This window comes from Pseudomonas sp. AC229 (genome assembly GCF_979254655.1).
The window spans coordinates 15,537-40,105 of sequence record NZ_CEEDHK010000011.1; the positions used below are offsets into that span (position 1 = coordinate 15,537).

General features: G+C 61.8%; 17 protein-coding genes. 2 read left to right on the forward strand and 15 right to left on the reverse strand.

Translation table 11 applies throughout. The annotated features are described in order from the left end of the window. Positions 1-149 precede the first annotated feature (149 nt). Positions 150-572, reverse strand: coding sequence for an OsmC family protein (locus tag AC0IW7_RS15855; RefSeq protein WP_108099318.1), 423 nt, complete (start codon positions 570-572; stop codon positions 150-152). A gap of 235 nt (positions 573-807) precedes the next feature. Between AC0IW7_RS15855 and crp the strand changes: the two genes are divergently transcribed. Continuing rightward, on the forward strand, positions 808-1,452 hold the full coding sequence (crp, locus tag AC0IW7_RS15860; RefSeq protein WP_108099316.1) for a cAMP-activated global transcriptional regulator CRP: 645 nt from the start codon (positions 808-810) through the stop codon (positions 1,450-1,452). Between the two features lie 157 nt (positions 1,453-1,609). Here crp and trpC read toward each other — a convergent pair whose 3' ends face one another. The 14 genes from trpC to ompR form a co-directional block, all read right to left on the reverse strand. Then, complete coding sequence (trpC, locus tag AC0IW7_RS15865) at positions 1,610-2,437, reverse strand: indole-3-glycerol phosphate synthase TrpC (protein WP_471819292.1); 828 nt, start codon at positions 2,435-2,437, stop codon at positions 1,610-1,612. Beyond that, on the reverse strand, positions 2,434-3,483 hold the full coding sequence (trpD, locus tag AC0IW7_RS15870; RefSeq protein WP_471819294.1) for an anthranilate phosphoribosyltransferase: 1,050 nt from the start codon (positions 3,481-3,483) through the stop codon (positions 2,434-2,436). The genes trpC and trpD overlap by 4 nt, the downstream gene beginning before the upstream one ends. Beyond that, on the reverse strand, positions 3,480-4,076 hold the full coding sequence (locus AC0IW7_RS15875; protein ID WP_471819296.1) for an aminodeoxychorismate/anthranilate synthase component II: 597 nt from the start codon (positions 4,074-4,076) through the stop codon (positions 3,480-3,482). The genes trpD and AC0IW7_RS15875 overlap by 4 nt, the downstream gene beginning before the upstream one ends. A 12-nt stretch (positions 4,077-4,088) precedes the next feature. Continuing rightward, positions 4,089-5,594 (reverse strand): anthranilate synthase component I, encoded by a 1,506-nt coding sequence (gene trpE / locus AC0IW7_RS15880; protein WP_471819298.1) that lies wholly within the window; start codon positions 5,592-5,594, stop codon positions 4,089-4,091. Positions 5,595-5,756: 162 nt separating this feature from the next. Continuing rightward, positions 5,757-6,593 carry a phosphoglycolate phosphatase gene (locus tag AC0IW7_RS15885; protein ID WP_471819300.1) on the reverse strand — a complete coding sequence of 279 codons (837 nt, stop codon included), beginning with the start codon at positions 6,591-6,593 and terminating at the stop codon, positions 5,757-5,759. Continuing rightward, positions 6,590-7,264 (reverse strand): ribulose-phosphate 3-epimerase, encoded by a 675-nt coding sequence (gene rpe / locus AC0IW7_RS15890; protein WP_122497366.1) that lies wholly within the window; start codon positions 7,262-7,264, stop codon positions 6,590-6,592. The genes AC0IW7_RS15885 and rpe overlap by 4 nt, the downstream gene beginning before the upstream one ends. A 253-nt stretch (positions 7,265-7,517) precedes the next feature. Further along, complete coding sequence (locus tag AC0IW7_RS15895) at positions 7,518-8,345, reverse strand: ABC transporter permease (RefSeq protein WP_463551231.1); 828 nt, start codon at positions 8,343-8,345, stop codon at positions 7,518-7,520. A 15-nt stretch (positions 8,346-8,360) separates the two neighbouring features. Continuing rightward, positions 8,361-9,593: an ABC transporter permease gene (locus tag AC0IW7_RS15900; RefSeq protein ID WP_471819301.1), complete on the reverse strand. Its 1,233-nt coding sequence runs from the start codon at positions 9,591-9,593 to the stop codon at positions 8,361-8,363. Between the two features lie 200 nt (positions 9,594-9,793). Continuing rightward, positions 9,794-10,825, reverse strand: a complete 1,032-nt coding sequence (locus AC0IW7_RS15905; protein ID WP_471819303.1) for an ABC transporter substrate-binding protein — start codon at positions 10,823-10,825, stop codon at positions 9,794-9,796. A gap of 62 nt (positions 10,826-10,887) precedes the next feature. Further along, the gene (locus AC0IW7_RS15910) at positions 10,888-12,000 is read right to left on the reverse strand and encodes an ABC transporter ATP-binding protein (protein WP_471819304.1); all 1,113 of its coding nucleotides are present in this window, start codon (positions 11,998-12,000) and stop codon (positions 10,888-10,890) included. Positions 12,001-12,228: 228 nt separating this feature from the next. After that, positions 12,229-15,654: an ATP-binding protein gene (locus AC0IW7_RS15915; protein ID WP_471819306.1), complete on the reverse strand. Its 3,426-nt coding sequence runs from the start codon at positions 15,652-15,654 to the stop codon at positions 12,229-12,231. A gap of 258 nt (positions 15,655-15,912) precedes the next feature. Then, complete coding sequence (locus tag AC0IW7_RS15920) at positions 15,913-19,689, reverse strand: EAL domain-containing protein (protein ID WP_471819308.1); 3,777 nt, start codon at positions 19,687-19,689, stop codon at positions 15,913-15,915. A 173-nt stretch (positions 19,690-19,862) separates the two neighbouring features. Then, positions 19,863-21,176, reverse strand: coding sequence for an ATP-binding protein (locus AC0IW7_RS15925; protein ID WP_122497387.1), 1,314 nt, complete (start codon positions 21,174-21,176; stop codon positions 19,863-19,865). Between the two features lie 184 nt (positions 21,177-21,360). Then, on the reverse strand, positions 21,361-22,092 hold the full coding sequence (gene ompR / locus AC0IW7_RS15930) for an osmolarity response regulator transcription factor OmpR (RefSeq protein WP_122497389.1): 732 nt from the start codon (positions 22,090-22,092) through the stop codon (positions 21,361-21,363). A 163-nt stretch (positions 22,093-22,255) separates the two neighbouring features. Here ompR and AC0IW7_RS15935 point away from each other — a divergent pair, with 163 nt between their 5' ends. Then, positions 22,256-24,568, forward strand: a complete 2,313-nt coding sequence (locus AC0IW7_RS15935) for a Tex family protein (protein WP_471819310.1) — start codon at positions 22,256-22,258, stop codon at positions 24,566-24,568. The last annotated feature ends 1 nt before the right edge of the window (position 24,569 follow it).

Consider the following 24,569-nt stretch of genomic DNA (forward strand, 5'->3'; position numbering starts at 1 on the left):
GGTATGGGTGCGCGGCGCCGTTTCCAATAGACGACGCCCCGGAAAAAGGGGCGCCATTATGCAGAGGTCGGTTACCGGCTGCCAGCACCGTGTGACCCGCGCAATGCGGACCAGTGTGCGCTGGTTGTGTGAACGCTCGGTGTCGCGTTTCAGCCCAGTTCGATGATTTCGTAGTCGTGGGTAATTTCCACGCCACCGCGGCTGAGCATGATCGAGGCCGAGCAGTATTTTTCAGCGGAGAGTTCAACCGCGCGCTTGACCTGCGCTTCCTTCAAACCGCGGCCCTTCACCACAAAGTGCACGTGAATTTTGGTGAACACTTTGGGCTCTTCGCTCGCGCGTTCGGCTTCAAGAAACGCCTCGCAGCTTTCAACCGGTTGTCGGGATTTCTTCAGGATGCTGACGACGTCGTAGTTGGTGCAGCCGCCTAAGCCGATGAGCACCATCTCCATGGGACGCACGCCCAGGTTGCGTCCGCCGCTCTCGGGCGGGCCGTCCATGACAACAACATGGCCGCTGCCAGACTCACCGAGGAAAAGAGCTTCGCCAGCCCACTGAATCCGCGCTTTCATTGCCACGCCTCCGCTGTTAAAAGGGACGGGAGCTTATCACAAGCTCATAGACCAACTAGTTCAAGCCAGAAACGCTGATAGATAGCTGCCACTGTTAGCCACGTCTCAAAACCGATCAACGGCCATGAGTGTCTGTTAAGCTGGCGACAATTTACTGGCACACTTGCTCGAATAACTTATAAAAAAATTGCTGCTAGACAAAGGGTTGCATCTTATTTTTCTTCGGGGCTAGGGCATGGTAGCTATAACTCTCACACCAAAAATCAAGAACATCGACAAACTGCTCGCGCATTGTCATCGCCGTCGTTACACCGCCAAAAGCACCATCATCTACGCAGGCGATCGCGGCGAGACGTTGTTCTTTATTGTTAAAGGCTCGGTCACCATTCTTATCGAGGATGATGACGGTCGCGAAATGATCATCGCCTATCTCAACTCGGGCGACTTCTTCGGCGAAATGGGCCTGTTTGAAAAAGACGGCATCGAGAAAGAACGCAGCGCTTGGGTGCGAGCGAAAACCGAATGCGAAGTGGCTGAACTGAGCTACGCCAAATTCCGCGAACTGACCCAGCAAGACCCAGACATCCTCTACGCCCTCGGCAGCCAAATGGCTGAGCGTCTGCGCAACACCACCCGCAAAGTGGGCGACCTGGCGTTTCTTGACGTCACTGGCCGCGTTGCACGCACGTTGCTGGACCTGTGCAAACAGCCTGACGCCATGACTCACCCCGACGGTATGCAGATTAAAATCACCCGTCAGGAAATCGGTCGCATCGTCGGTTGCTCGCGGGAAATGGTCGGACGTGTCCTCAAGGCGCTTGAAGAACAAGGCCTGGTCAACGTCAAAGGTAAAACCATGGTGGTGTTCGGCACCCGCTAAGCCCATAAGGCTCGGATAAAAAAACGGACAATAAAAAGGCCAGCTGCGAGCTGGCCTTTTTATTGTCCGGTTTTTATGTCTGTGGGAGCGGCTTTAGCTGCGATGCTTTTGACTTCAACCGCATCGCGGCTAAAGCCGCACGCACAAAAGCACCCAATCAATCGATGCTGACCGGCCCCTTACGCTCCGGGAAGAACAAACGCTGCAATTCCTGGCCCGGATTGGCCGCGCGCATAAACGCCTCGCCTACCAGGAAGCCGTACACGTTGCTGATTTCCATCAGCTCCACGTCGGCGCGATTCAGAATGCCGCTCTCGGTTACCACCATGCGGTCACGCGGAATGCGCGGCAGCAGATCCAGCGTGGTTTCCAGGCTAACTTCGAAGGTGTGCAGGTTGCGGTTGTTGATACCCACCAGTGGCGTATCGAGCACCTTCAGCGCGCGGTCGAGTTCTTCGCTGTCGTGCACTTCCACCAGAATGTCGAGGTTGACCGACTTGGCTACCGCCGCCAGCTCGGCCATGCGCACATCATCCAGCGCCGAGACGATCAGCAGGATGCAATCCGCCCCCAGCGCGCGCGCTTCGACAATCTGATATGGGTCGATCATGAAATCTTTGCGAATCACCGGCAGGCCACAGGCCGCGCGGGCTTGCTGCAGGTAATGATCGGCGCCCTGGAAGAAGTCGATATCGGTGAGCACCGACAAGCACGCCGCGCCGCCCGCTTCGTAACTCTGGGCGATGGCCACCGGGTCGAAGTCTTCGCGCAGCACGCCTTTGCTCGGCGACGCTTTTTTGATTTCGGCAATTACGCCGGGTTCTTTGCGCTTGGTTGCATCCAGCAAGGCCGCCGCGAAACCGCGCGGCGCATCGGCGGTCCGGGCTTGCTCCTCTAGCTCGGCAAGGCTCACCACGGCACGGCGCGCGGCGACTTCTTCAACTTTACGGGCCAGGATTTTTTCCAGGACGGTAGGCACACTCACGCTTGATTCTCCTGGCGGAACACCGCCGTAAAGGACGCCAACTCTTCCATTTTTTCCCGCGCCAAACCGGTGTGCAGCGCGTCGTGGGCCAACTGCACCCCTTCATGCAGGCTAGTCGCTAAATCGGCGGCATACAGGGCCGCGCCGGCATTGAGCACAATCAAGTCGCCGGCTTTCCTGCCTGCCTCGGTTTTACGGCGCCCCAGGGCATCGCGGATCAGCTCCAGCGACGCCGCCGGGCTGGCGACTTCCAGCCCCATCAGCGTTTGGCTGGTAATGCCGAAATCTTCCGGACGTACATCGTATTCGCTGATCTGACCGTCTTTGAGTTCGGCCACATGGGTGGGCGCGGCCAGGCTGAATTCGTCCAGCCCATCACGCGAATGCACCACCAGAATGTGCTCACTGCCCAGACGCTTGAGCACCTCGGCGAGCGGACGGCACAGTTCCTGACTGAACACACCGACCACCTGATGCTTCACGCCGGCCGGATTGGTCAGAGGGCCGAGCATGTTGAACAAGGTACGCAGCCCCATTTCACGGCGCGGGCCGGCGGCGTATTTCATCGCCTTGTGGTGCACCTGCGCGAACATGAAGCCAACGCCAACGCTGTCGATGCAGCGCGCCACTTGCACGGGCGTCAGTTCCAGATAAATGCCCGCCGCTTCGAGCAGGTCAGCGCTGCCGCTTTTACCCGATACCGCGCGGTTGCCATGCTTGGCCACCTTGCCGCCGGCCGCTGCAACGACGAACGCCGCGGCCGTGGAGACGTTGAAAATGTTGGCGCCATCGCCGCCGGTGCCGACTACGTCAACCACATGCTTAAGCGTCGGCAATTCAACGTGCGCCGCCAGCTCGCGCATGACCGCGACGGCGCCAACGATCTCGTCGATGGTTTCGCTCTTCATGCGCATGCCCATCAGGAAGGCACCGATCTGCGCGTCGGTGCATTGCCCGGTCATGATTTCACGCATGACGTCCTGCATTTCCTCAGTAGTCAGGTCGAGCTGAGCGACCACACGGTTGAGGGCTTCTTTGATGTTCATGCGCGCACGCCCCCGCTTTGTTTGAGGAAGTTGGCAAACAGCTCGTGGCCCTGCTCCGACAGAATCGACTCTGGGTGGAACTGCACGCCTTCGATATTCAGGGTTTTGTGACGCAGGCCCATGATTTCGTCCACCGAGCCGTCCTCGTGTTGAGTCCAGGCCGTCACTTCCAGGCAGTCGGGCAAGGTGTCCAGCTTGACCACCAGCGAGTGGTAACGGGTGACGGTCAGTGGGTTGTTCAGGCCTTCGAAGACGCCGGTGTTGTTGTGGTACACCGCGCTGGTTTTGCCGTGCATCACCTGGCGGGCGCGCACCACGTCGCCGCCGAACGCCTGACCGATGCTTTGGTGGCCCAGGCACACACCGAGAATCGGCAGCTTGCCGCCGAAGTCCTCGATGGCTTCGATGGAAATACCGGCTTCGCTCGGCGTGCACGGGCCGGGCGATACCACGATGCGTTCGGGTTGCAACGCTTCGACTTCAGCCACGCTGAGCTCATCGTTGCGCACCACTTTCACGTCCGCGCCCAACTCGCCCAGGTACTGCACGACGTTGTAGGTAAAGGAGTCGTAGTTGTCGATCATTAACAGCATGGCAAGTGCTCCTTAGGCGTCGGTGGTGGTGGTGGACGAAGTGGGGACGGTCTGTTCAGCCAGGGCGACCGCGCGGAACATGGCGCGGCGCTTGTTCAGGGTTTCTTCCCACTCCAGCGCCGGCACCGAATCGGCGACGATGCCGCCGCCGGCTTGCACGTGCAGCTCACCGTCTTTGATCACGGCGGTGCGAATGGCAATGGCGGTGTCCATGTTGCCGTTCCAGGCCAGGTAACCCACCGCGCCGCCATACACGCCGCGCTTGACCGGCTCCAGTTCGTCGATGATTTCCATGGCACGAATTTTCGGCGCACCGGACAACGTACCCGCTGGCAGAATCGCCCGCAGCGCATCCATGGCAGTCAGCCCGCTCTTCAACTGGCCGGTGACGTTGGAGACGATGTGCATCACATTGGAATAGCGCTCGATCACCATTTTTTCGGTGAGTTTTACCGTGCCGATTTCGGAAACCCGACCGGTGTCGTTACGTCCCAGGTCGATCAGCATCAAGTGCTCGGCAATTTCCTTGGCATCGGCCAGCAAGTCTTCTTCCAGCGCGCGGTCGGCCTCTTCGGTGGCGCCGCGCGGACGCGTGCCGGCGATGGGGCGCACGGTGATCAGGTTGTCTTCAACGCGCACCAGCACTTCCGGCGAACTGCCGACGACATGGAAATCGCCGAAGTTGAAGAAATACATGTAGGGCGTCGGGTTGAAGCAGCGCAGCGCCCGGTACAGGTCGATGGGCGCGGCTTTGAAGTCGATGGACATACGCTGAGACGGCACCACCTGCATGCAGTCGCCCGCCAGGATGTATTCCTTGATGGTGTCGACCGAGCGCTCGTAATCCTCGCGGGTAAAGCTGGAGCGGAAATTCGGCTCGATGCCCGACTCTTTGGTGAAGTCCAGACCACGACGCGGGGTGATCGGCTGGCGCAGTTTTTCCAGCAGTTCTTCGAGACGCGCCAGGCCGTTTTCGTAGGCATCGGTTTGCGCTGGGTCGGCCAGCACAATCGCGTGCATCTTGCCGGCCAGGTTGTCGAACACAACCACGGCGTCGGAGACCATCAGCAGAATGTCCGGCACGCCAATCGGGTCCGGGTTCGGACAAGCGCCCAGGCGTTTTTCCACATAGCGCACGCAGTCGTAACCGAAGTAACCGACGAGGCCGCCGTTGAAGCGCGGCAGGCCAGCGATGGTCGGCACGTTGTAGCGGGCTTTGAAGGTTTCGACGAAGGCCAGCGGGTCTTCGCTTTCCAGGCTTTCGATTTCGACGCCGTCGTGGGTCACGCTGATGTGATGGCCATGCACTCGCAGCACCGTGCGGCACGGCAGGCCGATGATCGAGTAACGCCCCCACTTCTCGCCGCCCTGTACGGACTCGAGCAAATAGGAGTTGGGCTGGTCGGCCAGCTTGAGGTAGATCGACAGCGGTGTGTCGAAGTCGGCCAGGGTTTCACAGGCAAGGGGAATGCGGTTGTAGCCGTCAGCGGCCAGGCGCAGGAATTCTTCGCGGATCATGTAAACAGCCTCATGGCTTGAGGGTAAAAACCTGGCCGGGATGGCGAGCCGCTCGGGCTATCGGCAGTTACTCACTGCGCGCCCTGTTGGGGTACTCGCATCCGTCTTGCTCAGGTTTAGGGTCGTAATGGCAAACACGCAGGCCTTGCGGCCAGGCTCGGATCAGGCGCGCCAACGCCAGCGGGCCAGGGCCTTGAGGATTTTCATCCCGGATTTGACGAACCAGTGTTTGCGGGTGACCACCACGATGGCATCTCTTTGGCGGGGGGATTTGACGGCGTCGGGCAACATTATCTCAGCGGCCGATTCGGCGCAATCGGGCAGCAGTTCGCGCAGATCGTCGATCACCAGTGCCGGTTCTTCCTCGGCAATCGGGCGGCCGTGGTTGTAGCCATAACTCAGCGCCACACACACCACGCCGGCGGCTTTGGCGGCGTGCACATCGCTACGCGAGTCGCCAACAAACACCGCTTCGCCCGGCGACACTTCGGCCATTTGCATGACCACATTCAGCGCAGCCGGATCGGGCTTTTGCTGAGGCAGCGTGTCGCCGCCAATGATCCAGCGGAAGTAACGGCCGATGCGCATTTCATCCAGCAGCGGACCGACAAAGCGCTCCGGTTTGTTGGTGATCAGCGCCATCTCGATGCCTTGGCTTTTCAACCATTTCAGCGTTTCGCGCACGCCTGGGTAGAGCTTGGACAGCGAGTGGTTGTCGGCGTACAGCTCCATGAAAATCGCCAACGCCTGCTCGGTCTCTTCATCGCTCACCGCTGTGTGGTCGATGTTGCCGGCCAGGGCGCGACGCACCAGCACACGCACGCCGTTGCCGACCCAGGTACGAACCTGCTCGGCGCCCGCTGTCGGGCGGTTGAGCTGAATAAGCATGTGGTCAACGGCGGCGGCAAGGTCGGGCACCGAGTCGATCAGGGTGCCGTCCAGGTCGAACATCACCAGGCGCGGCAAGCGCCCGCCGAGCACCTGCGCAAAGCCACTCATGGGCGCGCGAGCGCCAGTTCGGCGCGCATCTGGGCGATGACGGCCGCGTAGTCCGGTGTGTTGAAAATGGCCGAACCGGCTACAAAGGTGTCGGCACCTGCCGCCGCGATTTCGCGAATGTTCTGAACATTCACGCCGCCGTCGATTTCCAGACGAATGTCGCGGCCAGAGGCTTCGATCAGGGCACGGGCTTCGCGCAGTTTGTCCAGCGTGCCGGGGATGAACTTCTGCCCGCCAAAGCCTGGGTTCACGCTCATGAGCAGGATCATGTCGACCTTGTCCATCACGTACTTGAGGCTGTCCAGCGAGGTGGCAGGGTTGAACACCAGGCCCGCCTTGCAGCCGCCCGCCTTGATCAACTGCAACGAGCGGTCGATGTGCTGACTGGCTTCGGGGTGGAAGGTGATGTACGTGGCGCCGGCTTCGATAAAGTCGCCAATGATGCGATCAACCGGCGAGACCATCAGGTGCACGTCGATGGGTGCAGTAACGCCGTACTTGCGCAGCGCCGAGCAGACCATCGGGCCGATGGTGAGGTTGGGCACGTAGTGGTTGTCCATGACATCGAAGTGCACGATGTCGGCGCCAGCGGCTAGAACGTTGTCCACTTCCTCACCCAGGCGGGCGAAGTCGGCGGAGAGAATGGATGGGGCAATAGCGAAAGGTTGCATGGCGCACCTCGGACAAAAATCGTGGCGCATTGTACCCGAGGATTTCTGGATTTCGCCTGCTGAGTATCAGGCGGCACGCTGCTGCTTTGGTAGCACTTGCTGGCCGCGCCTTGCGTCAGCCCTGCCATTCTGGATTCCGAATCGTCGGACCGCCGCCTTCGCGGGAATGACAGTAGTGTTTGCAAAATCCTCCGTCATTCCCGCGAAGGCGGGAATCCAGAGTCTCAAGCCGGACGAATAGAGCCGACCCTTCCTACTCACTAGCCGAGGTCCGCAACTTCTCACTCCGCCCCCGCAACCACTCCAACGTCAGCAACAACACAATCGAGAAACCAATCAGCAACGTCGCCGCCGCCGCAATGGTGGGGCTGAGGTTTTCGCGGATGCCGCTGAACATCTGCCGAGGCAAGGTCGCCTGGCCAGGCCCGGCGAGGAACAGCGTCACCACCACTTCATCAAACGAGGTGGCAAAGGCGAACAACGCACCGGAGATCACGCCCGGCGCAATCAGCGGCAAGGTCACGCGACGAAACGCGGTAATCGGCGACGCACCGAGGCTGGCCGCCGCACGCACCAGGTTGTAGTTGAAACCCTGCAAGGTGGCCGACACGGTGATGATCACGAACGGCACACCCAACACCGCGTGCACCACGATCAGCGACAGGTAGCTGTTGCCCAAGCCCAGCGGCGCGAAGAACAAATAACTGGCCACGCCGACAATCACCACCGGCACCACCATCGGCGAAATCACCAGGCTCATCACCAGCGCCTTGCCGCGAAACTCGCCACGGGTCAGGCCGATGGCAGCGAGGGTGCCGAACACCATGGCCAGCACGGTGGCGGCCGGCGCTACGATCAGGCTGTTTTTCAGCGAGCGCATCCAGTCGGCCGAGGCGAAGAAGTCCTGGTACCAGTGCAGCGAGAACCCTTGCAGCGGGTACACCAGAAAGCTGCCGGAGTTAAACGACAACGGCACGATCACCAGCACCGGCAGAATCAGAAACAACAACACCAGCGCACACAGACCACGCAGCGTGTAGTACCAAACGCGCTCAATCGGCGACATATAAGGGCTTTGCATCAGAGGTTCTCCTAATCAGCTCAAGCGCAGGCGACTTGCGCCCACCAGCCAGCTGTACACCACGTAAAGGGCCAGGGTTGCGAACAGCAGCAGGCCGCCGAGCGCCGTGGCCATGCCCCAGTTGATGCTGGTGTTGGTGTAGAAGGCCACAAAGTAGCTGACCATCTGATCGCTCGGGCTGCCCAGCAGCGCCGGGGTGATGTAGTAGCCAATGGCGAGAATGAACACCAGCAGGCAACCGGCGCCGACACCGGCCAGGGTTTGCGGGAAGTACACGCGCCAGAAGCTGGCGAAGGGGTGGCAGCCGAGGGAAATTGCCGCACGCATGTAGGTGGGCGAAATGCCCTTCATCACGCTGTAGATCGGCAAAATCATAAACGGCAGCATGATGTGCACCATGGCGATGTACACACCGGAGCGGTTGAACACCAACTCCAGCGGCTTATCGATAATGCCAACCGCCATCAGCGCGCTGTTGATCAACCCGCCCGATTGCAGCAGCACGATCCACGCGGCGACGCGCACCAGAATCGAGGTCCAGAACGGCAGCAGCACCAGAATCATCAACAGGTTGCTCTGGCGCGACGGCAGGTTGGCCAACAGATACGCCAGCGGATACGCCAACACCAGGCAGATGGCGGTGATCACCAGGCCCATCCAGAAGGTGCGGGCGAAAATATCCAGGTAAATGGCTTGGTCCGGCGTTGCCGGTGCCACTTCGCCGACGTCGTCGATGCGGTGATCGACGGCCGCCAACAAGTAGTAAGGCGTGACGCTCGAGGTATTGCGGCGAATCACCTGCCAATAAGCCGGATCGCCCCAGCGCTCATCCAACCCTTCCAGCGCTTCTTTATAAGAGGCCGGCGCTTCGGCGAACGGCAGCGCGCGGGCAGTTTTCATCAGCAGGCTGCGGTAGCCGGCCGATTCCATATTCAGGCGCTTGGACAAATCGCCCAAGACTTGGTTTTTGCGGGCTTCGCCCAGATCTTCGCTGATGGCCTTGTACACCGGCTCAGCCGGCAAGCCTTTGCCATCCCACTCGGCCACCGCCACCACGGTGCGCGGCAAGCCATTGACCACTTCCGGGTTGGCGACGCTTTTGTAGAGCAGCGCAATGATCGGCACCAGAAACACCAGGAGCAGAAACAGCACCAGCGGCGCGATCAGTGCCTGCGCCTTGAGGCGATTGACCCGCTCGGCACGCGCGAGGCGTTGCTTTAAGGTGGTTTCAGGAATGGCGACGGCCATATGGGCTACTCCAGAGAAATGAAACTACTGCGCTCGGCTATGCGGCGTTAAAAACAGACTCGCAATGCTCATTGGCTACAGCCAACTCCGCTTACTCGCCTGTTTTTGCCTTGCCTATCCTTCGCTCGCTACGTTTCGCGAGCATCGCTTAAGCGTCACCTGCATAAATGCAGGCGGCGTGCTTGCTAATACCCAGCAGATTACTTGGCAGCCCACGAGTTGAAGCGCTGCTCCAACTGCTCGCCGTTGTCGGCCCAGAAGGTCACGTCGATCTGCACTTGATCGGCGATGTTTTCCGGTGTGGTCGGCATGTCTTTCAGGATGCCCTTGTCCAGCAGGGCAACGGCTTTGGAGTTGGCCGGGCCGTAGGCGATGTTTTCCGAGTAGATTTTTTGCTGCTCAGGCTGAACCGAGTAGGCGATGAATTTCTTCGCTTCTTCGACGTTCTTCGAACCCTTCGGAATGGCCCAGGCATCGAAGTCGTAGATGCCGCCGGTCCATACCACTTTCAGGTTGCTTTCTTTCTGCACGGCGGCGATGCGACCGTTGTAGGCCGAGCTCATTACCACGTCACCGGAGGCGAGGTATTGCGGCGGTTGCGCGCCAGCTTCCCACCACTGAATGTTCGGCTTCAGCTCGTCGAGCTTTTTGAACGCGCGGTTCTGGCCGTCTTTGCTGGCCAGCACTTTGTAGACGTCTTTCGGCGCAACGCCGTCGGCCATCAGGGCGAATTCCAGGGTGTACTTCGCGCCTTTACGCAGGCCACGTTTGCCGGGGAATTTTGTCGTGTCCCAGAAATCGGCCCAGCTGGTAGGCGCGGTTTTCAGTTTGTCGGCGTTGTAGGCCAGCACGGTGGACCATACGAAGAAGCCCACGCCGCAGCTTTGGATGGCGCCCGGCACGTAGTCGGCTTTGTTGCCGAACAGCGCAGGGTCGAGGGTTTCGAACATGTCTTCGTCGCAGCCGCGCGACAGTTCCGGCGACTCCACTTCTACCAGGTCCCAGGACACGCTGTTGGTGTCGACCATGGCTTTGACCTTGGCCATTTCGCCGTTGTACTCACCGGCCACGATCTTGCCTTTGCCGGCCGCTTCCCACGGCTCATAGAACGCTTTGACCTGCGCGGCCTTGTTCGCTCCCCCGAACGAGATCACGGTCAGATCGGCCGCCATGGCCTGGCTGGCAACGGCCAGACCGAGTGCCACGCTGACGAGTTTCAGTGCTTGTTTCATTGTTGTTTTCTCCACAGTGCTGGGTTGAATAACGCGTTAACAAACTGCGAACTTCAAAGCGGTCAGGCTGTTTCCAATAGCGGATCCAACGCCCTGACGTGCTCCACCTGCCAACCGAGCGGAACCACGTCGCCCACCGCCAGCGCCGGATCGAGATCGGCGATGGGTTGCTTGACGTAGAAGTCGGCCTTGCCACACACCTCCAGGCGCACACGCACGTGGTCGCCCAGGTAGATAAATTCGGCCACGCGGCCGGAGAATCGGTTGCTGCACACGTCGCTGGCGCTATTGATCAGCACGCGCTCGGGGCGCACCGACAAGGTCACCGGCTCGCCCGGCTGACCCACATTGACCGCCAGTGCATTGACCTTCTCGCCACGTGCCAGCTCGACCACGCACCGGTCACCGTCGCGGCTGACCAGGCGGCCGTTGAGGCGGTTGTTCTCGCCGATGAAGTTGGCGACGAAGGTGTTCTTCGGCTCTTCGTAGAGCTCACGCGGCGGCGCGATCTGCTGGATTTCGCCCTGGTGAAATACAGCCACGCGGTCGGACATGGTCAGCGCTTCGCCTTGGTCGTGGGTCACGTACACCACGGTGACGCCCAGGCGCTGGTGCAGGTGTTTGATCTCCATCTGCATGTGTTCGCGCAGCTGTTTATCCAGCGCGCCCAGCGGTTCATCCATCAGCACCAGTTGCGGCTCGAACACCAGCGCGCGAGCCAATGCCACCCGCTGCTGCTGGCCGCCGGACAATTGACCGGGATAGCGATTGCGGAACGTGTCGAGTTGCACCATCGACAACGCACGCTTCACGCGCTCGCTGACGTCGGTCTTGTTCATGCCACGCACGGTCAATGGAAAGGCCAGGTTTTCCGCCACGGTCATGTGCGGGAACAAGGCGTAGTTCTGGAACACCATGCCGATGTCGCGCTTGTGCGGCGGCACGTTATTGATGGCGCGGCCGGCCAGAAGAATTTCGCCACTGGTGGGCGTTTCAAAGCCGGCAAGCATCATCAGGCTGGTGGTTTTGCCCGAGCCGGACGGCCCCAGCAGGGTGAGAAATTCGCCTTTGCGAATGTCCAGGTTGAGGTCTTTGACGATGAGGTTTTCGCCGTCGTAGCTTTTCTGAACGCCACGAAAGCTGACCAGCACATCGTTCACTTGCGACTCGCCCATGACCCCACCTTTTTTGATTTTGTACGTCGTGCCTTAAGGCTAGAGAAGCCTGGCGCGCGCGCAAATCGGCGGCTATGAGAGATTGCTATAAGCGCAGCGGAAGTCTGAGGGTAAGGATTGCCCTACCCCCTTGGCGCGTTTGAGCATTGCCAAACGTGCACGCCAGGAGCCAGAGCGGCGGCGCGGTTTGCTGAGGTCGCAAACAGGTAAACCGTGCGCAAACGCGGCCTACCCCACCCGTTCCAATTCGGCGCGCAGCACGTGCAGGTGGTCGTCCAGCACATCGCGCAGCACCTCCAGGGCAATGTCGCCGCGCTGCGCGGCCAGGCTCTGACGCGCCAAACCGTGCAAGCCGAAGTTTGCCGCGCTGCCCTGCAAACGGTGCAGCAATGCACTGCGCCGCGCCTGCACCGCCTCACTGCTCGGCGCGGTTAATAACTCCTGCACGCCTTCACGCACTTCCTCCAGCGAGGCCAGGAACGAGGGCAGCAAACGGTCGAACAAATTGGCGCCCAGCCACTGGCGCAACTGCTCGAAGCGCGGCGCGGCCAGGGCGCGCTCGTCACCACTGGCAAGGTCCGCGGCCGACGGCGCGAACATGTCTTCACCGCTCAGCAGTGCCTGTAAATGCCGACGTTGCAGCGGCTTGGCCAGCACGCCATCGAGCCCGGCCTGCAGGCAAGCCTGGCGGTCGAGGTCGGTGGCGTTGGCGGTGAGCGCCACCATCAGCGGGCCAACGTCGCCTTGTTGCTGGCGGATCATGCGGCTGGCTTCCAGCCCGTCCATGTCGGGCAAGCGCATGTCCATCAAAACCAAGTCGTAGTCATGTTCCTGGCAACTGGCGATGGCGCCTTCGCCGTCGACGGCGGTGTCGACCAAACAGCCCCAGCTGAGCAGCAGTTCGCGGGTCACTTCGCGGCTGACCGGCACGTCTTCCACCAGCAGCACGTACAGGCCGTCCAACGGCACTTCCAGGTTCAGCTCGGGCTGATGCCGCAACAACGGCGGCCACGGCAACGCCAGGCGGAAACACGAGCCGACGCCCACGCTGCTCTGCAGGCTGATTTCGCCCCCGAGTAATTGCACCAGCCGGCGCACGATGTACAAACCCAACCCCACGCCCGGCTGGTGGCTGTGCTGGTCAAGCCGGGTGAAGGCGGCGAACACCTGTGACTGCAAGTCATCGGGAATCCCCATGCCGGTGTCGGTGACCACCAGAATGAAACCTTCACCCTGCGCATCGGCCTGAACCCGCACATTGATGCCACCCTGCTGGGTGAACTTGATCGCGTTACCGAGCAGGTTGTAGAGCACTTGCCGCACGCCCACGGGGCTGCCTTCCACCCAGCAGCGCTCGCCCAGGTCCATGTGCAAACTGAGCGTCAGCTGCTTGGCCCCGGCTTGCAGGCGCATCACCTCTACACACTCACGCACCAGCGCGGCCAGGTCGAACGGCACGCGCAGCGGCAATTTCGCGGTTTCGCTGCGGGCCAGCGCCAGCAGGCCGTCGAGCACATCGGTGAGGTTGCGCGAGGCGTTCTGCACCGTGTCGAGCCGTCGGCGCATCGCCGCCTGCAGTTCATGCTGATCGAGCAGCAGGGAAATGTGTCCCTGAATCGCCACCAGCGGCGTGCGCAGTTCGTGGCTCAGCGTGGCGAGCAGTTCTTCGTTCTGCCGCGCCTCGCGCACGGCCTGGTCGCGCGCCTGTTCCAAGGCGAGCTGCGCGCACACCTCGCGGTCGATGTCTTCAATCACGCCAATCCAGTAACGCGGCCGCTGCGCACGGTCGAGAATGCAGCGCCCGCGCAGCGACACCCACAGCCAGTCGCCGTTGCTGTGGGCCAGGCGCAAGGTGCATTGCAGCTCGCCTTTACCGCGCCTCGCGCGCAGCACTTCGGTCATCAGCCGACTGCGTTCCTGCGGATGACTCAGGCTGAGCAAGTTCGGTGGGGCAATGGCTTCGCGGTGATAACCGAGCATGCTCCAGCAGCGTTCCGTGCCCTCCAACTGGCGCTTGTGCACATCGAATTTCCAATGGCCAATGTCGCCGCCCTGCACGCCGAGTTCGGCCAGGCGCTGGCTGGTGACATCTTCAAAGGTCGACACCCAGCCGCCATCCGCCAGCGAGCGTCGGCGCACATCGATAATCAGCCGATTGGCCAGTGGCAAGTCTTCCCGGGCGCGCAGCTCCTGGCCGATGGCGGGCAATAACAACGCGCACTCGCACGGGTCCAGCGCCAGCTCGGCTTGCCCCAGGCGCTCCAGTAATTGCTCGCGGGTAGTGACCTCGGCCGACATACCGAACAGCCGTCGAAAGCGCTGATTGATCGCCAGAATGGTGCCCTGCCCGTCTACCGACAGCAGCGCGGCGTCCATGTGTTCGAGCGTGCGGTCGAGCAGATCGCGGTTCTGCCGCAGCACCGCGGTGCGCTGTTCCACGCGCTGTTCCAACGACGTGTTCAGGCGCTGCAAGTGGTCCGACAGTTCCACGTTGTGCCGCAGCGCAGCGAGCATGCGCTGCCCCAGCACCACGCCGTGGGACAACAGCAAACCGAGCACGCCCAGGGGAAATACGCTAACCGTCACCAGGCCTTCGGTGTACAGCAGCACGTCGTTACACACCGCCGCCGTGACCACCAACATGCCGAGCAAAATGCTCTGCGCGCCATCGCGATGACGCAGCACGGCGTGAATGATGTTGCTGAGAAAATAGATACACGAGCCCACCACCAACACCGCCGCCAACTCGCGCGTGCCGGTGAACAGCGCGGGCGGCGTGAGCAGAATCAGCAGCGTGATCACCACCGCAATCGCCAACAACGCGCGCGCCACAATCAGGCTCGATTCCTCAGGAAACAGCCGGCGCAGCAGCAGCGCATATATCGCCGGGTAGAGAATCTGGCAGATGTACTTGATGTGATAGATCAGGCTGGTGGGCAACTCGAGGCTGTCCATCAGGCTGCTGTTGGCCGCTGCGCTCATCGCCGCCAAACCGAGCATCAAACTGAACGGGCCGCTGAGCATTTGCTGGCTGTTCCAACTGCCCAGCAGCAACAGATAGAACGCCATCAGAATGCAGCCGCCCAGCGTGAACAACTGCACGCCTTGGCCGATGGCGGCGCGGTGTTCGAGGTAATTTCGCGCGCCCACCAGAATCGGCATGTCGATGCCGCCTTCGCGATGGAAATGGTTCGACACCTCGATGCGCACCAACACACTGTCGGCCCCGATGGGCAGAGGAATGAGCAACGGGCGGATGCGCGCCTGCTCGACATCAGCCTCACCGACACGGCCGGCGGTGGCCACCAGCTGACCGTCCACCCAAACGCGCCCGGCGGACTTCAATGCATCGATATACAACGCCAGCGGCTCGTTGGAGACCGGCAGCAACAGCTGCGTGCTGAACTCCACCCGGCCGAACCCAACCTCGCCCCACCAGGTCGGCGTGCCGTTGTGCCAGGTAAACGGCAACGTCACCCGCTGCGGCGCATGGGCACCGTCGCGCCAGGTCAGCAGCCATTGGCCATTCATAATGCGCATCGGCTCGGCGTCCGGCGACCAGGCGCGCAAATCCACCGACCCTGGATACCCGGCCCACGCAGAGGCAGAACACGCCAGCAACAGCGACAACAGCAGCAGACGAAGAGCAGCCACGGAGGCCTCGCAGCGTGGGGGATGTAGAGGGAATGCACGCTACGCAAAAGCGTGGGGGGTTTCAAATTGGCAATAGATCAAAGGCCCCTCTCCCCAGCCCTCTCCCGCAAGCGGGCGAGGGGGCCGACCGAGTTGGCATACGCTCTGGCGATCACATCTGTAACCGGAGAAACTCGGTCGCCGCCCTGCGTCACCCCTCGCCCGCTTGCGGGAGAGGGGCTGGGGGAGAGGGGCCTTTGATCTTGCCCGCAACGCTGCCTAGCTACCCCGCTGCTGCAACCACGTCAAAAACCCTTCCTCACTCAATGGCTGGCTGAAAAAGAAGCCCTGCCCCAACGCGCAATCGAGCCCACGCAGGCTCTCGTACTGCGCGGCACTTTCGATGCCTTCGGCTACGCATTCCAGCCCAAGGTTGCGGGCGATCATCAGGATGGTTTCGACCAGCATCATTCCGCTGGCATCGTCGGGCAGGTCGTTGACGAAGCTGCGGTCCACTTTCAGTCGGTCCAGCGGCAGGCGCTTGAGGTAGGTGAGCGAGGAATAACCCGTGCCGAAGTCGTCGATGGCGAAGCGCACGCCGAGCGCTTTCAGCGCCTGCATGGCGGCGATGCACTGGTCGACGTCTTCGAGCAGCACGCCTTCGGTAATTTCCAACTCCAGCACACTGGCGGGCAGGTCGTAGCGGTTCAGGCAGTCGGCCACCCGCTGCACCACGTCGAACTGGCGCAGTTCGTGGGGACTGAGGTTGACGGCCAGCACCAGCTCCGGCAAACGCCAGTGCCAACGCGCGAGCGCGGCGCAGGCTTCATCGAGTACCCAGGCGCCGATGTCCAGAATCAGCCCGGTTTCTTCGGCCAGGGGAATGAACTGCGCGGGCGGAATTTCGCCACGTTCCGGATGCGTCCAACGCAACAGGACTTCAGCGCCCACCACCTTGCCGGTTTTCAGGTCCAGCTGCGGTTGGAAGGCCAGGTGCAGTTGGTCGCGGGCAATCGCCTGGCGCAGTTCGCCTTGCAATTGCAGACGTTGGTCGATAGCGGCCTGCATGGCCGGGGCGAAGAAGTGCAGCGCGTTGCGCCCGCCGCGCTTGGCGCGGTACATGGCGGTGTCGGCCTGTTTCAGCACATCGGCCGCGCCCTGGTCGCCCACGGGGTGAAGGGCAATGCCAATGCTGGCGCTGATGGACAGTTCGTGGCCGTCGATGTGGTAGCTGCCGAGCAAGCTTTGCAGCAACTTTTCGCCGACGTCGGCGGCGTGTTCGCCGGCAATTTCCGGGTTGTCGCCAATGCTTTCCAGCAGCACCACGAACTCGTCGCCGCCCAGGCGCGCCAGGGTGTCTTCGGCGCGCAGGCAGCCGGCCAGGCGCGTGGTGACTTCGCGCAACAAGGCGTCGCCAACCGGATGGCCGAGGCTGTCGTTCACGGTTTTGAAGTGGTCGAGGTCGATAAACAGCAGCGCGCCAAACGAGCTGTCGCGAATTTCGCGGGTCATGGCGTGTTGCAAACGGTCGAGCAGCAAGCGGCGGTTGGGCAAGCCGGTCAATTCGTCGCTGTAGGCCAGGCGCTCGATTTCCCGCTGGTAGCGCTGGCGCTCGGAAATATCGGTGACGCTGGCGCGAATCAATTTCTGCTCGCCGGGCATGCGCACCAAGCGCACCTCGCACGGCAACTGGCGCCCGGCGCTGTCGCGGTGCAACCACTCGAATACCGGCGCCGCGCCTTCCAGCGCTGCTGTGGTGTAGCCATTGCCCGCTTGTACCGACAAGCGCCCATCGGCCTGGCGGGCCGGGCTCAGTTCCACGGGACGACGACCAATCAACTCGTTGCGGCTGAGTTTGAACAGGCGCTCGGCGTTTTCGTTTACATCAACCAGGCCGCCGTCTTCGGTGAACAGCAAGATGGCTTCCGGCGCGTGTTCCACCAGCGTGCGATAGCGTGCTTCGGCTTCGTAGCGGGCGGTGATGTCTTCGATCAGCGCCAGGCACGCTTCCAGTTGCCCCTGCGGATCGCGCACTGCGCGCAGGCTCAGGCGCGTGTAAATGACGCTGCCGTCTTCGCGCAGGAAGCGTTTTTCCAGTTCGTAGTCGTCGCGCTCGCCCAGGGCCACGCTTTCAAACAGCGGTTGCTCGATCAGCAAATCGTCGGCGTGGGTGATTTGCGCCCAGCCGCAGTTGCGCAGGTAATCGCGCCCGCGCCCGAGTATCTGGCAAAGCTTGCTGTTGACCTCCAGCCACATGCCTTGCGGGCTGATCATGGCCATGCCGATCAGCGGCGCTTCGAAGAACAGGCGCAGCCATTCGTCCCGTTCGCGCAGCTGTTGCTCGGTGAGCTTGCGGGCGGAGATGTCCTGAATCGCGCCATAGATGCGGATCACCTGGCCTTCGTCCATTTCCGCCAGGCCCATCACGCGCAGAAACCGCGAGTTTCCTTTGGCGGTTATCAGCCGCACTTCCACATCGAACGGTCGGCCATCACTGAGGGTGTCGGTGACAGTCCGCCGCGCAATGGCCTGGCCTTCTTTATCGAGGTAGCTGATGGCCTGCTCGAAGTTCGGCGTGGCGCCGGTGGGGTCGAGTTCGTAGAGACGAAAGCAGCCTTCGCTCCAGAACATGTCCAGACCCGGCACTTCGAGCACCCAGCCGCCGATATCGGCGATGGCTTCGGTCTGCGACAGCAGATGGGTTTGGCGCAGCAGTTCTTCGCGGCGTGCGGACACTTCGCTGGCCAGGCGCTCGCGGGATGTCACGTCGTTTTGCAGGGCGATGTAATGGCTGATGCCTTGATCGTCGCGTAACGGTGACAGGGTGATTTCGTTCCAGAACGGCGTGCCGTTTTTGCGGTAGTTGCGCAGGATCACCTGCGTGGCCTCGCCGCGTTGCAGGGCAGCGCGCATGCGGTGCAGATCGGCCTGGTTGCGGTCGGTGCCTTGCAGGAATCGGCAGTTTCGGCCTTGCGCTTCGCTACTGCTGTAGCCGGTGATGCGCTCGAACATCGGGTTGCAGTAGATCAGTGGCAGGTCGGGCTGGCGCGCGTCGGCAATGGTGATGCCCAGCGGGCTGGCTTCCAGCGCCAGGTTGGCCAGGGCCAGTTGCTGTTGCATGTGGGCGCTGCGGCTGAGGGCCAGGCGCAGATCGCTGAGGCTGCGGCCGATCAACAAGGTGGCGACCGTCAGCAGCAGCACGCTGAGGTGCAATTCGGTGAGCGGCGCGTTCAACAGGGCGGCGGGACTGGGGCGCTCTTGCAGCAGCGGCAGGGCGAGCACCACCAAGCTGCTCATGATGGCGCCGCACAAAGCGCCGGGATAACCCCAGAGCATGGCCAGGCTGAGCATCACCACGCCGAGCAACGGCAGTTGCAGGGGAGCCGGCAAGATGTCGAGCAGAAACGGCAAGCCGAACATCAAACTCACCAGCAGCCACCAGGGCGGCGAACGGCGCAGCGGTTCAGCCAGCAGCTCCACGCGGTGATCGCTGCCCGTGCCGAACGGCGCCACCCAGCCGAGCCGGCGCAAGTACAGCGTGAGGTAACTGAGCATGGGCGTGACGATAACCAGCGTGCTGAAGCTGTCGGCCAGCCACATGTTCAGGCTGTCCATCGCCCAGTCGGTTTTCGGCGCGTGGAAGCAGACAAACAAGGCGGCCTGTTTGAGCAGCGCCAGCAGTGACACCGGCACCAGAACGCCCAACAGCAGATAGCGAATCACATGACTAAGGTCGGGCAAGGCGAAATCGAAGGGGCGCCGGTTTAGCAACCACCAGCCGGAAGCGACGGCGATAACCTCGGGTAAGCCAAACACCGGCCCCCATTGCCACGCCACACCCCACAACGGCGCGCTGGCGGCGGAGTTGATGTAGACGGCCAGCAACACCCGCGGCCCCCACCAATAGGTGAACACCAGACCGAGCGCAAACGGCAGGTACCACAGCGCGAGACCCGGTGTGAATTGGGTAGACAGCGAACACCACGTCGCCAGGTGCAACAGTGGCAATGGCAGCCACCAGGTCCACTTCGGGGGATGATTGAAAACAGCCGGCATGCGGACCTCGGGACAAGACGCTGCCATAGCATAGAACAGCGCCACGAAAGGCGTGGTGCTGTTTTGCCAGTACCGATAAGTCCGATGGTTGCGACTATGCAAACCGTGTCGGGTCGCCGAGGTTTGCAGGGTTCGCCAGCAAGCTGGCTCCTACAAGGCGGCCCGTGTCGGTGTTACACCGCGTCGCGCGGCAGCAGCAGGCCCAAGGGCAAGCACACCCGCGCTTCCAGCCCGCCACCCGAGCGGTTGCGCAGTTCTACGCTGCCGCCGTGCTGGGCGGCGATGCGTTTGACGATGGCCAGGCCCAGGCCGGTGCCTTTGCCGCCACGGGCGCGGTCGCCTCGGATGAAGGGGTTGAAGATGTCGCCCAGTTCGGCCGGATCAATGCCGTTGCCCCGGTCGAGCACGCTGAGCACCACGTACGGCGCGCTGCTATCGCCCGACACATACGCCGCCACTTCCACCGCATTGCCGCCATGGTGCAGGGCATTTTCGATCAGGTTGTTGAGCAGACGCTTCATCGACACCCGACGCAACGGGAACGGCGGCACGGGTTCCAGGCACAGGCGCACGTTTTCCTTGTCGTGGTTGAACGGCGCTACGGCGTCCGCGACCAGGTCGGCCAGGTCCACTTCTTCCAGGCGCTCGTCGCGACCGTCGCGAATAAAGGCCAGGAATTGGTCGAGGATGGCGTCCATGTCTTCGATGTCGCGCACCATGTCTTCGACCAGCTCGGTGTCGCTGTTGAGCAACTCCAGGCCCAAACGCAAGCGCGTCAGCGGCGTACGCAAATCGTGGGAAACCCCAGCCAGCATCAACTCACGCTCGCGGGCGGCTTGCTCCAAGCCGTCGGCCATCTGGTTGAAAGCGCTGTACACCTCGGTCATTTCGCTGGGCGTGTCGCTGATCGGCAAGCGTACGCTGCGGCCCTGGCCCAACTGGCGCGTCGCCGATACCAAGCGCTGCAGCGGTTGGTTGAGTTGACGCACGAAAATCCACGCCGCCGCCGTCGACAACACGCCGATGGCAAGAAACCAGCCCAGCACGCCCCAGATTTTCTGCCCGCGCAGCGGATGCGGATACAGCGGCACTTCCACCCACCCATCGCCCAACGCCGGCGCCCGCACCCACAGCGCCGACGGCTGGTGAATGCGCAGCCGCACTTCGGTGTCTGGCCCCAACTCCATGCGCATTTGCCGCTGGAAGATGCCGGTGTACGGCCAATGCTGCTCGCCCGGCGGCTCTTCAGCGTCGGAGGTCCAGCGCAGGCCGGCGGCTTTTTCGATAACGGCGCGCTTGTCTTCCTCGGTCGCCCAATAGGCGCGCAGCGTCAGCGCGGCGCCGTGGCTGTACTGGCGGTCCACCAGCACATCCTCGTTCATCATCAGATAAACCAGGGTCAGCGCTTTGGAAAACAGCACCACCACCAGCACCAACCACAGGGTGCGGGCGAAGAAGCTTTGGGGGAACCAGACGGGGGTTTTCATGGGGGGACTGCGGGTTCCGGGTTGAACGTTGGAATAAACCCTCTACACCGTCATTCCCGCGCAGGCGGGAATCCAGAATTGTGAGGAGGAGTACCGTTGTCGCCTCTTTCACCGCACCTGGATTCCGCACCGGCGGATCGCCGCCTGCGCGGGAATGACGGGGGGATTTAATTAGGATGCAGCGTTACTTATTACCATCCGGCACAAACACATAACCCACGCCCCACACGGTCTGGATATACCGTGGCTTGGACGGGTCCGGCTCGATCAACCGGCGCAGGCGGGAAATTTGTACGTCGATGGAACGCTCCAGCGCATCCCACTCGCGGCCACGGGCCAGGTTCATCAGCTTGTCGCGGGTCAGCGGCTCGCGGGCGTGTTGCACCAGCGCCTTGAGAACGGCGAACTCGCCGGTGGTGAGCATGTGCACTTCTTCGCCGCGTTTGAGCTCGCGGGTGGCGAGGAACAGTTCGTAGTCGCCGAAGGTCACGGTTTCGTCTTCGCTACCCGGCGCGCCCGGAACGGAAACGGTCTGGCGGCGCAGCACGGCTTTGATGCGTGCGAGCAATTCGCGAGGGTTGAAGGGTTTGGCCAGGTAGTCGTCGGCGCCCTGTTCGAGGCCTTGAATACGGCTGCTTTCATCGCCTTTGGCGGTGAGCATGATGATCGGCATCTGGTTGTTGGCTTCGCGCAAACGTTTGCAGGCCGAAAGGCCGTCTTCGCCGGGAAGCATCAGGTCCAGTACCAACAGTTGGAAGAGTTCGCGCGAGAGCAGACGGTCCATCTGCTCCACATTTTCCACCGCCCGAACGCGGTAGCCTTGCTCTTCCAGGAAACGTTCCAACAGGCGTCGCAGACCGGGATCGTCATCGACGATCAGGATTTTTTCGCCTTCCAGCGGGGCCGTATTGCTCATAGGTGCTCCTTCAAATCGTCGCGCATTATGGCGCAGAGACCGCGCAGCAGTTGCGCACCATTCGTTAGCAGATTTTTCCCGGTTGCAACAAAAGGGCCTGGGTATAATGCCGGCCCTTCACGTTTTCATGTCAGCTCGTCTTATTAAAGTGGGTCTTTTATTAATGGATAGCATCAACAACCGTATCGCCCAGGAACTGGGCGTTCGCCCGCAGCAAGTCGCCGCTGCAGTCGCTTTGCTGGATGAAGGTTCCACGGTTCCCTTTATCGCCCGTTACCGTAAAGAAGTCACCGGCAGCCTGGATGACACCCAACTGCGTAACCTCGAAGAGCGCCTGCGCTACCTGCGCGAACTCGACGACCGCCGCGCCAGCATCCTGGCCAGCATTGAAGAACAAGGCAAGCTCACCCCGGAGCTGACCCGCGAAATCAACCTCGCCGACACCAAGACCCGCCTCGAAGACCTGTACCTGCCCTATAAGCAGAAGCGCCGCACCAAGGGCCAGATCGCCCTGGAAGCCGGCATCGGCGAGTTGGCCGATGGCCTGTTCAACGACCCAACCCTTACACCAGAAACCGAAGCCGCTCGTTTTGTCGACGCAGAGAAAGGCTTCGCCGATGTAAAAGCCGTGCTCGAAGGCGCCAAGTACATCCTCATGGAGCGCTTCGCCGAAGACGCCAAGCTGCTCGACAAACTGCGCAGTTTCCTCAAGCACGAGGCCATCCTCAGCGCCCGCGTCGTCGCCGGCAAAGAGGAAGAAGGCGCCAAATTTCGCGATTACTTCGAACACGACGAACCGCTGAAAAGCATGCCCTCGCACCGCGCGCTGGCGATTTTCCGTGGCCGCAACGAAGGCGTTTTGAGCTCCGCGCTGAAAGTCGGCGACGAGACGCCCGGCGCCTTGCACCCATGCGAAGGCATGATTGGCGAGCACTTCGGCATTCGTAACGAAAACCGCGCCGCCGACAAATGGCTGGGCGAAGTGGTGCGCTGGACTTGGAAGGTCAAGCTCTACACGCACCTTGAAACCGACCTGCTCGGCGAGCTGCGCGACGGCGCCGAAACCGAGGCGATCAACGTTTTCGCCCACAACCTGCACGACCTGCTGTTGGCCGCACCGGCCGGCCCGCGCGCCACCTTGGGCCTGGACCCGGGCCTGCGCACCGGCTGCAAAATTGCCGTGGTCGATGCCACCGGCAAGCTGCTGGAATACGCCACCGTGTACCCCCACGTGCCGCAAAAGCAGTGGGACCAGACCTTGGCCATCCTCGGCGCGCTGTGCATCAAACACCGCGTCGACCTGATCTCCATCGGCAACGGCACCGCCAGCCGCGAGAGCGACAAACTGGCCGCCGAACTGATCAAAAAACTGCCCGAGCTGAAAATGACCAAAATCATGGTCAGCGAAGCGGGCGCCTCGGTGTATTCCGCTTCTGAACTGGCTGCAAAAGAATTCCCGGATCTGGACGTCTCGATTCGCGGCGCCGTGTCGATTGCCCGTCGCCTGCAAGACCCGCTGGCCGAGCTGGTGAAAATCGATCCGAAATCCATCGGCGTAGGCCAGTACCAGCACGACGTGTCGCAACTGAAACTGGCGCGCAGCCTGGACGCCGTGGTCGAAGACTGCGTGAACGCCGTGGGCGTGGACGTAAACACTGCCTCGGTGCCGCTGCTGGCGCGTATCTCCGGCCTCAACACCACGCTGGCGCAAAACATCGTTAACCACCGTGATGCCCACGGCGCGTTCAAAACCCGCGATGCGCTGAAAAAGGTGCCGCGCCTGGGCGACAAAACCTTCGAGCAAGCGGCCGGCTTCCTTCGCGTGATGAACGGCGACAATCCGCTGGACGCCTCGGCGGTGCACCCGGAAACCTACCCGCTGGTGGAGCGCATTGCTGCGGACACCGGCCGCGACCTGCGCTCGCTGATTGGCGACGCCAGCTTCCTCAAGCGCCTTGACCCGAAGAAATTCACGGACGAAACCTTTGGTCTGGTGACCGTCAGCGACATTCTCGCCGAGCTGGAGAAGCCCGGCCGCGACCCGCGTCCCGAGTTCAAAACCGCTGAATTCCAGGACGGCGTTGAAACCCTGCAAGACCTGCAACTGGGCATGATCCTCGAAGGCGTGGTGACCAACGTCACCAACTTCGGCGCGTTCGTGGACATCGGCGTGCACCAAGACGGCCTGGTGCACATCTCGGCGCTGTCGGAGAAATTCGTCAAAGACCCGCGCGAAGCGGTGAAAGCTGGCGACGTGGTGAAGGTCAAGGTGATGGAAGTGGACATTCCGCGTAACCGCGTCGCCTTGTCCATGCGCATGGGCGACACCCCCGGCGAGAAAATCGACGGCCCGCGTGGCGGCGACAAACGTGGCGGCGGCAAGCCTCGCCCGCAGGCGCAACCGACCACACAGCCGGCGCCAAGCAACAACGCCATGGCTTCGCTGTTCGCCAACGCCAAGCAGCTACGGAAGTAAC

What these genes read in the sequence shown, in the direction of transcription:
- AC0IW7_RS15855 (WP_108099318.1), bottom strand. Translation starts at nt 572, where the DNA reads ATGAAAGCGCGGATTCAGTGGGCTGGCGAAGCTCTTTTCCTCGGTGAG.
- crp (WP_108099316.1), top strand. Translation starts at nt 808, where the DNA reads ATGGTAGCTATAACTCTCACACCAAAAATCAAGAACATCGACAAACTG.
- trpD (WP_471819294.1), bottom strand. Translation starts at nt 3,483, where the DNA reads ATGAACATCAAAGAAGCCCTCAACCGTGTGGTCGCTCAGCTCGACCTG.
- AC0IW7_RS15875 (WP_471819296.1), bottom strand. Translation starts at nt 4,076, where the DNA reads ATGCTGTTAATGATCGACAACTACGACTCCTTTACCTACAACGTCGTG.
- trpE (WP_471819298.1), bottom strand. Translation starts at nt 5,594, where the DNA reads ATGATCCGCGAAGAATTCCTGCGCCTGGCCGCTGACGGCTACAACCGC.
- AC0IW7_RS15885 (WP_471819300.1), bottom strand. Translation starts at nt 6,593, where the DNA reads ATGAGTGGCTTTGCGCAGGTGCTCGGCGGGCGCTTGCCGCGCCTGGTG.
- rpe (WP_122497366.1), bottom strand. Translation starts at nt 7,264, where the DNA reads ATGCAACCTTTCGCTATTGCCCCATCCATTCTCTCCGCCGACTTCGCC.
- AC0IW7_RS15895 (WP_463551231.1), bottom strand. Translation starts at nt 8,345, where the DNA reads ATGCAAAGCCCTTATATGTCGCCGATTGAGCGCGTTTGGTACTACACG.
- AC0IW7_RS15900 (WP_471819301.1), bottom strand. Translation starts at nt 9,593, where the DNA reads ATGGCCGTCGCCATTCCTGAAACCACCTTAAAGCAACGCCTCGCGCGT.
- AC0IW7_RS15905 (WP_471819303.1), bottom strand. Translation starts at nt 10,825, where the DNA reads ATGAAACAAGCACTGAAACTCGTCAGCGTGGCACTCGGTCTGGCCGTT.
- AC0IW7_RS15910 (WP_471819304.1), bottom strand. Translation starts at nt 12,000, where the DNA reads ATGGGCGAGTCGCAAGTGAACGATGTGCTGGTCAGCTTTCGTGGCGTT.
- AC0IW7_RS15920 (WP_471819308.1), bottom strand. Translation starts at nt 19,689, where the DNA reads ATGCCGGCTGTTTTCAATCATCCCCCGAAGTGGACCTGGTGGCTGCCA.
- AC0IW7_RS15925 (WP_122497387.1), bottom strand. Translation starts at nt 21,176, where the DNA reads ATGAAAACCCCCGTCTGGTTCCCCCAAAGCTTCTTCGCCCGCACCCTG.
- ompR (WP_122497389.1), bottom strand. Translation starts at nt 22,092, where the DNA reads ATGAGCAATACGGCCCCGCTGGAAGGCGAAAAAATCCTGATCGTCGAT.
- AC0IW7_RS15935 (WP_471819310.1), top strand. Translation starts at nt 22,256, where the DNA reads ATGGATAGCATCAACAACCGTATCGCCCAGGAACTGGGCGTTCGCCCG.